Source organism: Leifsonia lichenia (assembly GCF_054780215.1).
Genome location: NZ_BAAGWT010000004.1, coordinates 83,001 through 96,305, shown reverse-complemented (window position 1 = coordinate 96,305; position 13,305 = coordinate 83,001). Strand labels below are relative to the sequence as shown.

The 13,305-nt window shown below is 70.7% G+C and carries 12 protein-coding genes; 5 read left to right on the top strand and 7 right to left on the bottom strand.

Translation table 11 applies throughout. The features are described 5' to 3' along the window. Nucleotides 1-37 precede the first annotated feature (37 nt). Entirely contained in the window at nucleotides 38-913 is an 876-nt protein-coding gene (locus tag ACYVGI_RS10960; protein WP_460632654.1) for a fumarylacetoacetate hydrolase family protein, read from the top strand. On the opposite strand, the gene ACYVGI_RS10955 is transcribed toward ACYVGI_RS10960, so the two are convergent. Together ACYVGI_RS10955 and ACYVGI_RS10950 are read right to left on the bottom strand one after the other, a co-directional pair. Continuing rightward, nucleotides 914-1,708: a glycosyltransferase family 2 protein gene (locus tag ACYVGI_RS10955; protein ID WP_460632653.1), complete on the bottom strand. Its 795-nt coding sequence runs from the start codon at nucleotides 1,706-1,708 to the stop codon at nucleotides 914-916. A 17-nt stretch (nucleotides 1,709-1,725) separates the two neighbouring features. Next, nucleotides 1,726-3,288 (bottom strand): AlkA N-terminal domain-containing protein, encoded by a 1,563-nt coding sequence (locus tag ACYVGI_RS10950; protein WP_460632652.1) that lies wholly within the window; start codon nucleotides 3,286-3,288, stop codon nucleotides 1,726-1,728. A gap of 76 nt (nucleotides 3,289-3,364) precedes the next feature. Between ACYVGI_RS10950 and ACYVGI_RS10945 the strand changes: the two genes are divergently transcribed. Then, nucleotides 3,365-4,756, top strand: coding sequence for an FAD-binding oxidoreductase (locus ACYVGI_RS10945; RefSeq protein WP_460632651.1), 1,392 nt, complete (start codon nucleotides 3,365-3,367; stop codon nucleotides 4,754-4,756). A 33-nt stretch (nucleotides 4,757-4,789) separates the two neighbouring features. Here ACYVGI_RS10945 and ACYVGI_RS10940 read toward each other — a convergent pair whose 3' ends face one another. The 3 genes from ACYVGI_RS10940 to ACYVGI_RS10930 all read right to left on the bottom strand — a co-directional run bounded on the left by ACYVGI_RS10940 (nucleotide 4,790) and on the right by ACYVGI_RS10930 (nucleotide 9,073). Then, a complete protein-coding gene (locus tag ACYVGI_RS10940) occupies nucleotides 4,790-6,292 on the bottom strand; it encodes a carboxylesterase/lipase family protein (protein WP_460632650.1) in 1,503 nt (500 codons plus the stop codon). 17 nt (nucleotides 6,293-6,309) lie between these two features. Continuing rightward, the gene (locus ACYVGI_RS10935; protein WP_460632649.1) at nucleotides 6,310-7,698 is read right to left on the bottom strand and encodes an MFS transporter; all 1,389 of its coding nucleotides are present in this window, start codon (nucleotides 7,696-7,698) and stop codon (nucleotides 6,310-6,312) included. A 175-nt stretch (nucleotides 7,699-7,873) separates the two neighbouring features. Further along, complete coding sequence (locus tag ACYVGI_RS10930; protein ID WP_460632648.1) at nucleotides 7,874-9,073, bottom strand: ROK family protein; 1,200 nt, start codon at nucleotides 9,071-9,073, stop codon at nucleotides 7,874-7,876. Nucleotides 9,074-9,281: 208 nt separating this feature from the next. Here ACYVGI_RS10930 and ACYVGI_RS10925 point away from each other — a divergent pair, with 208 nt between their 5' ends. Further along, nucleotides 9,282-9,656 carry an FKBP-type peptidyl-prolyl cis-trans isomerase gene (locus ACYVGI_RS10925; protein WP_055892399.1) on the top strand — a complete coding sequence of 125 codons (375 nt, stop codon included), beginning with the start codon at nucleotides 9,282-9,284 and terminating at the stop codon, nucleotides 9,654-9,656. 90 nt (nucleotides 9,657-9,746) lie between these two features. On the opposite strand, the gene ACYVGI_RS10920 is transcribed toward ACYVGI_RS10925, so the two are convergent. Further along, nucleotides 9,747-10,184: a carboxymuconolactone decarboxylase family protein gene (locus tag ACYVGI_RS10920; protein WP_460632647.1), complete on the bottom strand. Its 438-nt coding sequence runs from the start codon at nucleotides 10,182-10,184 to the stop codon at nucleotides 9,747-9,749. An 81-nt stretch (nucleotides 10,185-10,265) separates the two neighbouring features. Here ACYVGI_RS10920 and pdxR point away from each other — a divergent pair, with 81 nt between their 5' ends. Further along, nucleotides 10,266-11,708, top strand: coding sequence for a MocR-like pyridoxine biosynthesis transcription factor PdxR (gene pdxR / locus ACYVGI_RS10915; protein WP_460632646.1), 1,443 nt, complete (start codon nucleotides 10,266-10,268; stop codon nucleotides 11,706-11,708). Between the two features lie 152 nt (nucleotides 11,709-11,860). Here pdxR and ACYVGI_RS10910 read toward each other — a convergent pair whose 3' ends face one another. After that, nucleotides 11,861-12,619 (bottom strand): SDR family NAD(P)-dependent oxidoreductase, encoded by a 759-nt coding sequence (locus ACYVGI_RS10910; RefSeq protein ID WP_460632645.1) that lies wholly within the window; start codon nucleotides 12,617-12,619, stop codon nucleotides 11,861-11,863. Between the two features lie 78 nt (nucleotides 12,620-12,697). Between ACYVGI_RS10910 and ACYVGI_RS10905 the strand changes: the two genes are divergently transcribed. Further along, nucleotides 12,698-13,303, top strand: a complete 606-nt coding sequence (locus tag ACYVGI_RS10905; RefSeq protein WP_460632644.1) for a TetR family transcriptional regulator — start codon at nucleotides 12,698-12,700, stop codon at nucleotides 13,301-13,303. Nucleotides 13,304-13,305 lie beyond the last annotated feature (2 nt).

Here is a 13,305-nt window from a genome sequence, read left to right as displayed (position 1 = left end):
TTTCGTGACGCAGCTTCGCGCCCGATAGCCTGGGAGCGTGAGATTCTCGCACCTCAGCACCACAACAGATCCAACGCCGCGTCTCGCGGCCGTCATCGGCGACGGCGCCCTCTTCCTGGAGGAGGTGATGGACCCGGCCCCTCGCGATCTGCAGGACTTGATCGAGAAGGGCGACGACGTCCTCGCCCACGTCAAGGCGGTCGTCGACAACGCGCTCGCCCAGCACACGAGTCTCACACCGGTCAGGGAGCTTCGTCACGCCTCCGCGGTGCTGCGACCTCCGTCGGTCATCGCGATCGGCGCGAACTACGCCGCCCACGCGTCCGAACTGGCGTTGCGCAGCGAGAAGGCGGCCACCATCTTCGCGCTCTGGCCCAACTCTCTCGCCGGTCACGGCGGAACGACGACGTGGCCGGGGGACCTGACGACGCAGGTCGACTACGAGGCGGAGCTCGGCGTCATCATCGGCAAGCCGGCCAAGGACGTTTCGGTGCAGGATGCGCTCGACTACGTCTGGGGCTACACGGTCGTCAACGACATCACGGCGCGCGACCTGCAGTTCTCCGAGGCGCAGTGGTCGCGGTGCAAGTCGTTCGACGGCTTCACGCCGAACGGCCCTGTCGTGGTGACCGCCGACGAGATCCGCGACCCGCAGGACCTGTGGCTGACGACCAACGTCGACGGAACGATCCTGCAGGACGCGTCGACGGCCGACATGGTGAGGTCCGTCGCGGAGATCGTCTCGTACCTGTCCCGTTCGGCGACCATCCCGCCGGGGACGCTCATCTCCACGGGGAGCCCTGGCGGTGCCGGGTACTCGCGCACGCCACCGGTGTTCCTGAAGGACCATTCGACGGTGACCGTCTCGATCGGCGGGATCGGATACCTCACCACGTACTGCCGCGTCACCTGATCAGGCGATGGCGCCCGGCGCCTCGTCGGCGTGCTCGTCCGCCCAGCGGCGGCGGGCGGCGCGGCGACGCCACGGCGACTCCTCCGGCAGGTGCATCCTGAGCGTGCTGTACGCCCAGCCGAGGCGGCGTCCGAAGCCGCGCCAGGTGCTGAACGGCCGGGCGGAGATGCCGACGGTGAGCCGTTCGTCGTAGCGTACGAGCTGGTCGGGGTCGAGGTGGATGGCGAGGTCGAGGTCGTCGTGGATCTCGCGCATCCCGCGGTGGACGCGCCCGCGCACGCGCTCCCAGACCTCGCGGCGCATGGCGAAGTTGGAGCCGAAGATCGGCGGGTGGCCGAGCCAGATCTCCATCGACCAGAAGTAGCCGCCGATGTAGAGCGTCTGGCCGAGGCCCGCGATGAACGTGTTGCCGTCGTAGAAGATACCGGGGCCGGTGAGCACGCCGATCTCCGGCGCATCCACGAACTCGGCCTCGATGTGCAGCAGCCAGTCGACGGGAGGGCGGGAGTCGGCGTCGAGGCGCGCGATGATGTCGGTGGTCGCCGCGTCGTAGCCGGTGGATGCGGCCGGCCAGATCCCGCGCTGCGACTGCGCGATCACGCGTGCGCCCTTCGCACTGGCGACCTGAGCCGTGTCGTCCGTGCTGCCGTTGTCGACGACGATGATCTCGTCGGCCTGTCGGAGCTGCGCCGCCAGATCGTCGAGGCAGCGCGCGAGCATCTCCGAGTCGTTCAGCGCGGGGATCACGACGGCGATGGTCGGCACGTGCGAGATCCCCTCCTTCTGCGAATGCATGTAAGTCGCTCGAAAGCCTACGCCTGGGCCGACCTCCAGAGGTGCATTCCGGCGTAGCTGCGCCACGGAGCCCAGCGCGCGCCGTACGCCGCGAGGGCGCGCGCCTCGTCGGGGAGGCCGAGTTTCGCCGCTCCCTGGCGGATGGCCAGGTCGCTGGTGAGCAGGATGTCCGGGCTGCCGAGCACGCGCATCGCGATGTAGCCCGCCGTCCACGGCCCGATTCCGGGAAGGGCGGTGAGACGGGACTCCAGCTCTTCGCGCGACTCGCCGACGTCGATGACGAGCCCGCCGGATGCGATGGCCTCCGCCGTGTGGACGATGGTGTCGATGCGCCTGGCCGGCCCGCGCAGCACCTCCCTGCCGTGCTCGGCGATGTCGGCGGCGGTGGGGAAGAGGCGCGTGAACCCGCCGAGGTCGATCGGGCGGCCGAGGGCGTCGGTGAGTCTGGTGAGCGCGGTGCGGGCGGCGGGTACGGAGATCTGCTGGCCGATCAGGGCGCGGAACACGATCTCTTCCGCATCCACCGCACCCGGCACACGCCGCCCCGGCGCGGCGGCGACGCTCGGGGCGAGCGCCGGGTCGGCGGAGAGGGCGTCGTCGATGGCGGCGGCGTCCGCATCCAGGTCGAGCAGGCGCCGGACGCGGGCCACCAGGGGTGCGAGGTCGGCGACATCGGCGAGGGTGGCGTCGCACTCCACGAACGGGGCGGTCGTCGTGCCGCCGATGGCGAGGCGCACGACGGCGGGGCCGTGGGGGAGGGAGAGCGCGCGGGCGTACCCGGGAGTGCCTGCTGTCTCGGCGAACCCCGTCTCGACGCCCGCGATCGACCGGGCGCCGAGGAATCCGAGGACGGCCGCGCCGTCGAACGGAGCGCGGGCCGGGAGTCGCAGGCTCATGCTCGCCGCCCCAGGGGCCGTGTCCGTGCCGGTGTGCACGGCGTGCGACCCGTCTCCGCGACCGTTGGCGAGCCCGGCCTGCCTGGATGCGGGCCGGTTCTTCGCCGACGCGCGGATCGCGCCGGGGGTGGTGCGGTAGATGTCGGCCATCGTCTCGTTGAACTGGCGCACGCTGGTGAACCCGGCCGCGAACGCCACATCGGTGATGGACAGGTCGGTTCCGGCGAGCAGCAGGCGCGCCGTCTGCGCCCTGTGCGCCCTGGCGAGGGCGAGGGGACCTGCGCCCAGCTCCGTCGCCAGCACCCTCCCGAGGTGCCGAGGCGTGTATCCGAGCCGCTTGGCCAGGCCGGGAACGCCGTCGCGCTCGACGGTGCCGTCTGCGATGAGCCGCATGGCCCTGGCGGCGAGGTCGTCGCGGGTGTTCCACTCCGGTGAGCCAGGCACGGCATCCGGCAGGCAGCGCTTGCACGCGCGCAACCCTGCCTCGTGCGCCGCCGCCGCGGTGAGGTAGAAGGTCACATTGCCCGGCTTCGGGGCGACGGCTGGGCAGCTCGGTCGGCAGTAGATGCCGGTGGAGTGCACGCCGGTGATGAACTGGCCGTCGAACCGCGCATCCCTGGCGCTCATCGCACGGTAGCGCTCGGCGAAGACCGGGTCGGCCAGCTTGTCTGTTTCGCGGTTCATGCCTCCAGCCTCGCACCAGCCGCCGACGTTCGGTAGCGGAAAACGGACATTACCCGCGTTCAATATGCTGAACCGCATGGATGTTCTGGAGTGGTTGTCCGCGGCGCTCGGCGAGGAGGCCGTCGCGGCCGGAGTGCTGACCACCGACCGGGATGCGCTCGACGCTGCCCGCACGGACCGCTCCGGCTGGATCGCGGACGGCCTCCCGCTCGCCGTCGTCAACGCCACGGCCGTCGAGCACGTTCAGGCGACCATGCGGGCGGCGAGCGAGTTCCGCATCCCCGTTGTGCCGCGCGGTGCAGGGACGGGGCTCGCCGGCGGCGCCAACGGCACGCACGGCTCCATCGTCCTCAGCGTCGCCGGCATGAACCGCATCCTGGAGGTCTCGGGCGACGACGAGCTGGCCGTGGTCGAGCCCGGCGTGATCAACGCCGACCTGAACGACGCCCTCGAACCGTACGGGCTCTTCTTCGCACCCGACCCGGCGAGCAAGGCCATCTCGACGGTCGGCGGCAACATCGCCACCAACGCCGGCGGCCTGCTCTGCGCCAAGTACGGCGTGACCCGCGAGGCCGTGCTCGCCCTCGACGTCGTGCTGGCAGACGGCCGCCTGGTGAAGCTGGGCCACCGCACGGTCAAGGGCGTGACCGGCTACGACCTCACGGCGCTGTTCGTCGGCTCGGAGGGGACGCTCGGCGTGATCGTCGGTGCGACCGTCCGCGCCCTGCCGATCCCGGCGGGGGAGCCGACGACCATCGGCGCGATCTTCCCCGACGTGCGCGCGGCGGCCGCCGCGTCCGCGCGGGTCACCGCCTCCCGGCTCCGCCCAGCGGTGATGGAACTGCTGGATGCCGCGTCTCTGGAGCGCATCGCCGCCTACCTCGGCGAGGACACCATCCGCGACGCGTTCGGGACCACAGGGGGAGGAAGCTACCTGCTGGTGCAGTTCGACGGCCCGAGCGCGCAGGCCGACGCCGACGCCGCGGCCGTCCTGGTCCGCGAGTCGGGCGGCAGCGTGCGCGTCTCGGCCGACGCGGCGGACGGCGAGCGTCTGCTCGCGATCCGTCGCGCCTTCCACCCTGCGCTCGCCGCGACGGGGGAGGTGCTCATCGAGGACGTCTCCGTGCCGCGCTCCCGGATGCCCGAGATGTTCGCCGCCATCGAGCGCATCTCCGAGAAGCACGGCATCGCCATCCCGACCGTCGCGCACGCGGGCGACGGCAACCTGCACCCGAACTTCGTGTACACCGGCGCCGACGTGCCCGCCGCGGTGTGGGATGCGGCGAACGAGCTGTTCCGCACAGCGATGGAGCTGGGCGGAACGCTCACCGGCGAGCACGGCGTCGGCGTCCTGAAACGCCGCTGGCTCGCCGATGAGCTCGGCCCTGACTCCTACGACCTGCAGGTCAAGCTCAAGTCGGTCTTCGACCCCCTCGGCATACTGAACCCCGGCAAGGTGTTCGGCTGACCCGTCCCTGAGACGGAGGGCAGGGGATGCGCGTCAGCGCACCGCCGCAGGCAGCAGCAGCTCCACATCCGCGTACGCGTGCTCTGCCGTGCGCGACGGGACGTCGAACACCCGCGCCGCCTCTGCGGCCGTGTCGAACGCCGTCCAGCCGGGGTCTCCGCCCGCGATGAACGCCACAGCGGCGCCGTGCACATCGTCGGCGAGCGACTGCGGAGGGTTCGCGCCCGCGATGTGCTCGACCCGTTCGGCCGCCAGGCAGTCGAAGAAGAACGGCATGTCCAGGCAGTGGCACGCGCCTCCGATGGTCGGGGACGGCCAGGCGAACCGGTAGAGCCAGGTGGGCGCCCCCGTCTCCGCGCGCTCGGTGGCGAGCGTCAGGGCGGTCGTCCGGAACATCCGGTCGGTGATGTACTGGCCGAGGATGTCCGCCGTATCGTGGCCGGCGTGGGCGTCGACGTAGGCGGTGACGGTCTCCTCCGGAAGGCCGAACCGGCCGAGGACGGCGGCGGCGGGCACGGCGGCCAGCGCATCCCGTTGCGCCGTCAACGCCATGTTGAACTCGTTGTCGGTCGCTCCGAGCACGAGCTCCTTGTCGGCGCCGACGCCGGAGCGGATGGCGTCTGCGACGCTCTGCGGCAGCAGCTCGCCGTCCACGACGGGTCCCCAGACCAGGCCGCCGGAGGCGAGCTGGACCAGCCCGGCGAGCGGGTCGTCCTCAGCGCCAGGCTCCGGCGCCGGGGACGCGAGCTGCGCCTGCAGACCGAGGATGGTCGCCTCGTCGAGCGAGGAGAGCCCCGCCCTGGTGGGCGGCACCCCGCCGAGCTCGGCAAGCCGACGACCGTACGTCTCCGCGTCCTCGACGGGCAGATCGCTGGTGGCGCCGGAGATGCTGATGGCGCGCTGGAACAGCCCGGCCGCCCGAGGGACGGCGAGCAGGGTGAGGACAGCGCCGCCACCGGCCGACTGGCCGGCGATGGTGACACGCTCCGGATCGCCGCCGAACGCGGCGATGTTGTCGCGCACCCACTCCAGAGCCAGCAGCCAGTCCAGGATGCCGCGGTTCTGCGGGGCGTCCTCGATCCAGCCGAACCCGTCGAAACCGAGCCGGTACGAGACCGACACGGTGACGACGCCGTCCCTGTTGAAGGCGGCGCCGTCGTACCACGGGCTCGCGGGAGACCCTGCGATGAACCCGCCGCCGTGGATGTAGACGAGCACGGGCAGCTTCGCATCCCGATCGTCGGGCGACGGCGTGAAGACGTTCACGTTGAGCGTCGACTCGCCGGGGTACGACGGCTCGGGGATCAGGGTGATCTCGGAGAGCGCTGCGCGCTGCGGCGTCGCTCCGTACGCGGTGGCATCGCGCACGCCGTCCCATGCAGCGTGCGGCACGGGGGCGGCGAAGCGGCGTTCGCCCGTCGGCGCCTCCGCGAACGGGATGCCGAGGAACGCGGCGGAGTCGTCTCGCCAGAGCCCGCGTACGCGCCCTGCTGTCGTGTCGGCCTCGGGGGCGGCGGGTGTCTTCTGTGTCGACATCGGTGTCTGGTCCTTTCTCAGCGGACGCTCTTGATGGGGATGAGCACGAGGGCCGCGAGCGCGACGGCCACCATGCCGAAGACGAACAGGGCAGGATAGCCGCCGACCGCGCCGATCAGAATGGCCGCGATAGTGGGGCTGAGCGCCTGCGGGATGTTCGTGGCGATGTTCAGGATGCCCAGATCCTTGGCGGCCGCCGTGCCTCCGCCGGGAAGCACCTCTGTCATCAGCGCGGTGTCGCACGCCATGTACAACCCGAAGCCGAAGCCGTTCACGGCGCTCATCACGAGCATCCCCGTCACGTTCGGGGAGATCAGCGGGATGCTGAGCCCGACGACCATGAGGGCGCTGGCGACGTAGATGAACACCTTGCGCCTGCCCAACTTGTCGCTCAGCCAGCCCGCGAGCGAGATGGAGACGACTGTGGTAACCAGCGATGCCAGGCTGAGCAGCCCGATGGTCGAGTTGGCCTGGCCGATGGGCATCCCGATGTAGTCGGTGAGGATGAAGAGCTGGTAGCCGAAGGTCACGAAGTAGCCGAGGATGAACAGGAAGCGCGCCGCGAAGGCCCAGGCGAAGTCCGGGTTGGTGCGCGGGTCGATCCAGAACCCGGACAGGAACTCCTTCCAGCGGAACGGTGGATGCACGGCGTCCTTGCTGGAGTAGTCCCGGTTGAGCAGCACGAAGGCGAGCGTGAGGACGAGGACGGCCGCGCCGAACACCGTGTAGCCGACGCCGACGTTCGCGGCGAGCTGCCCGGCCACGAGCACGCCGATCGTGCCGCCCGCCATCGTGCCGACGCCGACCATCGCGGAGGCGACGCCGCGGCGGCTGCGCGGGAAGCGGTCGGGCGTGATCGCGCTCAGCGGCCCCTGCAGGGCGTTGAGAGCCACCTGGATGATCACCCAGAACACGGTGATCCAGATGATCGAGCTGAGCGACCCCAGCCCGGCGAGGAAGACGGCTCCGACAGCGGCGCCGATGATCATCCACGGCGCGCGACGGCCGAGGCGGGAGCGTGTGCGGTCGCTGAACGCTCCGACGATCGGCTGCGCGAACAGCGTGAAGACGAACGACACCGTGGTCACGATGGCCAGGTTGCCGATCTTGTTGGCCGGGTCGATGGCTTGCACCTGGTTGGGGAGCAGCACCGCGATCAGGCCGGAGTAGGTCGCGAACAGCACGAGCGAGGTGACGGCGAGCGAAGGCAGCAGGCGGCGGGTGGCGGCCGGCGACGACGCGGTGGATGCGCGGGAGGTGGGGGAGGTCGCTGTCGGGAAGGCCGCTGCTGTCGGGGCGGAGGTCGCGGCGGCGGCGGTCGCGGCGGCGGTCGCCGCGTCCGCTGCGGTCTGCTGGGGCTCTGGCGGTTCGACGACGGGGTCGAACGCGGGGTTCTGAGTTGGCACAACACTCCTCTTCGTTGAGTCGGTGCGGCTGGGGGAAGCCGGGCGGCACGAAAACCTTGCGTCGCTCGGTAATGAGTATGGCGAACCACGCCAGTTAATTCAAGGCTCGAATTATTGCGATTCGGCCACAGTGGGACGACAGCGGGGACGCAGCAGTCGGGCGGAGCGCTGGTGGTCAGCGCGCGGCGAGCCGAAGAGGGTCGGCGAGTGCCGCATCCCGTGCCTGGTGCAGGGCGCCGAGCAGCGCGGCGTCCGCGCCGAGGCGTCCCGCGACGATCGGGGGAGTGGGAGCGAGCCCGCCCTCGACGTCGAGCCGCAGCCGCGGCGTCGTCGCCTCCGCGATCTGAGGCGCCAAATCCGCCCAGTATCCGCCGAGGACGATCACCGACGGGTCGAGCGCCATCCGGAGAATCGCGATCGTCCTGGCGATCCACACAGCGGCGGAGGCGAACGCCGCCGTCGCGGCGGGCTCGCCGGCGCGTACGCGCTCCACGAGCTGGGCGAGGGCGGCGGTGAGGCCGTCGCGGTCGCGCACATCCGCCATCCCAGCGGCAGAAAGCACCACGTCGGGCCCGGCGACGTTCACGAAGCACCCGCGCTGGCCGCAGGCGCACGGCGGGCCGTCGTGATCGACAGGGAGGTGACCGATCGCTCCCGCCAGGGAGTGCGCGCCCAGGATGAACGAGCCGTCCGCCAGGTAGGCGCCGCCGATGCCGCTGTTGCTCTTCAGGTAGAGCACGAAGCGCTCGTCAGGCAGCAACTGCGCCTCGGCGAGTGCGGCAGGCTCGTCGGAGGTGAGGACCGCATCATCCGGCAGGCGCGGTTCGCGTGCGCGGAGCATCCCCAGCACATCCACCGGACCCCAGTCGAGGTCGGTGTCCGCGAGCACGATGCGCGGGTCGCCGCCGACGGGCGCGAGCACGACGACCGTGAGTCCAACGGGTGCGCGACCGAGGCGCTCCACTGCGTCGAGCCCGGCCCCGAGCGTGTGCGCGGCGACGTCGATGACCGCCTCCGGGTCGCCCATCGGCCGGCCGTGGTGCTCTGCGACGCGCACCAGCTCGGCTCCCGCGAGATCGTGGGCGAGGAAGATGGCCTGGTCGGCGTCGAGCTGCAAAGCGGCGAACGCGATCCCATCCGCTGCGAGCGTCAGCAGCGTCTTGGGCCGTCCGGTGCCGGAGGCGACCACCGCCGACTCGCGCACCAGCCCGGCCGTGCTCAGCACGTCGATCAGCGCCGTGACGGAGCCGCGGGATAGCCCGACCGCCGCCGCCAGCTCGCTGCGCGCGCTCGGCCCGTCGACCAGCCGGCGCATCAGCAGTGCCAGATTGTGGATGCGGACATCGGCGCTGTCCAGTCCGGCGGGAGAACTCATAGCGTCAGAATCTCACACCGAACCGGCCTGTTAAAGACTCGACGCCCGGTGGTGCGGCGATGCCTGCGACTCTCCCGGGCGACGAGTTGATCTTGTGATCTACATACAGGGTGCTCCGCATCCCGGAGGAGCGCAAGAGCGGATTTCGGACATGCGCTCTCAGAGAACGCGCTTTGACGCGGGCCTGCCCAGCCAGTTGGATGGATGCATGGCAGAAAACACCAACCAGAAGCCCGAAGTCGACGCCCCGGACGGCCCGGCTCCCGAGGCGCTCGAAATCGTCGACATCGTCGAGGGCACCGGCCCGGAGGCGACCGCAGGCTCCAAGGTGGACGTGCACTACCTCGGCGTCGAGTACGAGACCGGCGAGGAGTTCGACTCCTCCTGGAGCCGCGGGCAGTCCATCAACTTCCCGCTCAACAACCTCATCAAGGGCTGGCAGGACGGCATCCCCGGCATGAAGGTCGGCGGACGTCGCAAGCTGACCGTCCCGCCCGCGCAGGCATACGGTCCTGCGGGCGGAGGGCACCCGCTCTCCGGCAAGACGCTCATCTTCGTGATCGACCTGCTCGGCGTCTCCTAAACACGCGCACGACTCGTGCAAGAAGTGCGGTGCGACTCGTTCGCACCGCACCTTTTGCACGAGTGCCACGGCACGTCGCGTGCATCCGCCTCAGAGCGCCGGCGGGTGCATGAGCGTCGGGATGGCGATGCGGTTCCAGACGTTGATGGTCGCGATCGCCAGCAGCAGGTTCGCCAGCCCTTCCGCGCCGAACTCGGCGAGCGCCCGCGCGTAGAGATCGTCCGAGACGCCGCCCTGGATGAGCGTGACCTCCTCGGTCAGCTCGAGCGCGACCCGCTCCCGCTCGCTGAACCACTCCGACTCGCGCCAGGTGATGACCGAGAACACCTTGCGCAGGGGGTAGCCGCCCGCCTGCAGGTCGACGGAGTGCATGTCGACGCAGAACGTGCATCCATTGATCTGGGATGCACGGAGCTTGATGAGGTCGCCGAGCGGTTCCTCGACGTGCTGGCCGACGTAGCCGTCGAGGTTGATGACCTTGCGGTAGCCCTCGGGGACGATGGAGGAGATGTCGATTCGTTCTGTCATGCCGCCAGCCTAGAAACGTCAATGGCCGCGTGTAAGCTCCAATCCAGCACATTCCGATCAGGCCAATCTCCGGGGGTTCTCGTGGACGTCCACGTGCAGATCGACGGCAGGGGAGACCGCGCAGACCGCATCTACCGGCAACTGCGCGACGCCGTGCTCGACGGGCGGCTGCGGCACGGAGAACGGCTCCCTGCCACCAGGGAGCTCGCCGAGCGACTGGCCGTCTCGCGCACGACCGTCGCGACGGCGTACGAGCGGCTGACGGCGGAGGGCTACCTGAGCGCGCGCGTCGGCTCCGGCACCTTCGTGTCCGCTCCGACCGCCGTGCCGAGCGCGTCCGCAGCGCGGAGGGAGCGGACGGCCGCGCATCCCGTGGAGCGCTGGGCGAACATCCACGATCCGCTGTGGTCCGAGCCGCTGCCGATCGCATACGACTTCAGCGTGGGCACCCCCGACCCCGCGCTGTTCCCCGCCGAGTCGTGGCGCCGGTTCGTCGCGGCCGAACTGCGCGGTGGCATCCTGCGCTCCGGCCACTACCGCGACCCTGCCGGGCTGCAGCGGCTGCGGGATGCTCTGGCCAGGCGCCTGGGGGTGGCCCGCTCGGTGGATGCGCTGGCCGACGACATCCTGGTCACCAGCGGCGCGCAGCAGGCGTTCGACCTGGTCGGCCGCGTGCTGCTCGAGCCAGGCGACGTGGTCGCGGTCGAAGACCCCGGCTATCCGCCTGTGCGTCAGTTGTTCGAGACGATGGGGGCGCGCGTCGTGCCGGTGCCCGTCGACGGCGACGGCCTGCAGGTGGATGCGCTGCCGGCGGATGCGAAGCTCGTGTACGTGACGCCGTCGCACCAGTTCCCGCTCGGCGGCGTGCTCTCGTTCGAGCGCCGCACGAGGCTGCTGGCCTGGGCGAGCGAGCACGACGCCGTGATCCTCGAAGACGACTACGACAGCGAATACCGGTATGCAGACCGCCCGCTCGACCCGTTGCAACGCCTCGACACCGAGGGCAGGGTCGTCTACGTCGGCACGTTCTCGAAGACGATGCTGCCGGCGCTGCGACTCGGCTTCCTGGTGGCGCCGCAGACGCTGCTGCCTGCCCTCCGCAGCGCGAAACGCCTCACCGACTGGCACAACGACCACGTGACCCAGGCGGCGATGGCGCGCTTCATCGACTCAGGAGGGTTCGCCAGGCACGTCCGCCAGGCAACGAAGCAGTACGGGATGCGGCAGCGTCAGATCCTGGAGCAGGCGGAGGCGCTGCTCGGCGGATCGCTGCGCGCGGTGCCGTCGGTGGCGGGTCTGCACGTGTGCCTGCTGCCGGTGGATGGGGTGGCGTTCGACTCCGACCGCGTCGCAGCGGAGGCGGCTGCATCCGGTGTCTCCGTGCAGTCGATCGCGCGCTTCGGCATCGGCGAAGCGCCGGTGTCCGGCCTGATGCTGGGCTTCGGCGCAATCGCGCCCGACGACGTGCCCGACGGCCTCCGCGTCCTCGCGCGCGCTGTCGCGCGCGCAGCCCAGCGCGCCTAGCGAGCTACCGCCCCTGCCCCCTGCCCTGCCCCCCCCAGCGCCCTCCCGAACTCCGTTCGGAAGGAGTTCCGCACATCCACGCCCCCGGATCTCCGTCCGAACGGAGATCCCGGCGGCGTGTCGACTGCGGATTCCTTCCGAACGCCAGCGACTCAGATCGCCGACCACCCGCCATCCGACGCCAGGATGACACCGCTGACGTTGGCAGAGTCGTCGCTGAGCAGCCAGGTGATGGATGCGGCGAGCTGCTCCGGCTGCGCGACCGGCGGCACCATGGTCTGCATCAGCGGGCCGAGGCGCTGGCCGGCCCACTCGGAGCGGAACGGCGCCTCGATGTTGGTGGCGACGGGTCCCGGGGCGACCGCGTTGGTGCGGATGCCCTTCGGGGTGTAGAAGACCGAGGTGGACTTCGTGTATCCCACGACCGCGTGCTTCGAGGTGGTGTACGCCACACCGGCCGCCGAGCCGCGGAGCCCGGCTTCGGACGTGACGTTGACGATCGAGCCGGAGCCGGCCTCCAGCATCACCGGGAGCACGGCGCGGGTGAGGCGCATGATCGCGGTGATGTTGATGTTCAGGACGCGGTCCCAGGTGGCGTCGTCGATCTCGGCGGCCGGCTGGAAGCCGTCCATGATCCCTGCGACGTTGGCGAGCGCATCCACTCGTCCGCCGGCGGCGTCGAGGATGGCCGCGATGGTCTCCTCGCTGGACACGTCGCCGGCGACGGTTACGAGGTCGAGGTCGGCGTGCTCGGCGGTGAGCGCGTCGAGACGGTCGGGGGCGATGTCGCTGGCGATGACGCGGCCGCCCTCCGATGCGATGCGGAGCGCCGTCGCCCTGCCGATGCCGGAGCCCGCGCCGGTGACGATGGCGGTCTTGCCTGCGAAGCGAGCGGAATCGTTTGTGCTCATTCCTGAATCTCCTGTGTCGTGTGTGGCGCTCGAGGTGGGCGTCGAAGCATTTATAGCACTCGGTGCCATAATGGGGATGTGAATTCGCCAGCAGCCGAATCCGGCCAGCGCCCCGGCACCCGCCGCCGCGGTCGCCCCGTCGATGTCGACCCCGATCAGGTCGCCCTGCTCGCCCTCCGCCACTTTGCCGAGCACGGCTACGAGGCGACCACGATGGACGACATCGCACGCGTCGCGGGCGTCGGCAGGCGCACCCTGTTCCGCTACTTCCCGAGCAAACCGGCCCTGGTCTGGGGCGGGATGGAGCCCGTCGTCGAGCGCACCAGGGCCGAACTGGATGCGGCCACCCCCGACGAACCGACCGCCTCCGTGCTGCGCCGCGCCATCGCCCGCTCGCTCGACATGCCGCCCGACCGCATCGAGGCGACCAGACGCCGCCTGCTGCTGATCGGCTCCGACGACTCCCTGATCGCGTTCGGGCTCGGCAGGCTCGCGCTCAACCGCGACGTGCTCGCGGCCTTCATCGCGCGCCGAACGGCGGAGGAGCCCGGCAGCCTGCACGCGAGCGTGCTCGCCGACGCGCTCTCGGCCGCGTCGTTCTCCGCCCTCCTCTGGTGGGCGGCGAACAGCGACGGCGAACCGGCCGCTGTCGTCGCCGAGGCGCTGGCCGTCGTCGGCGGCTGAAC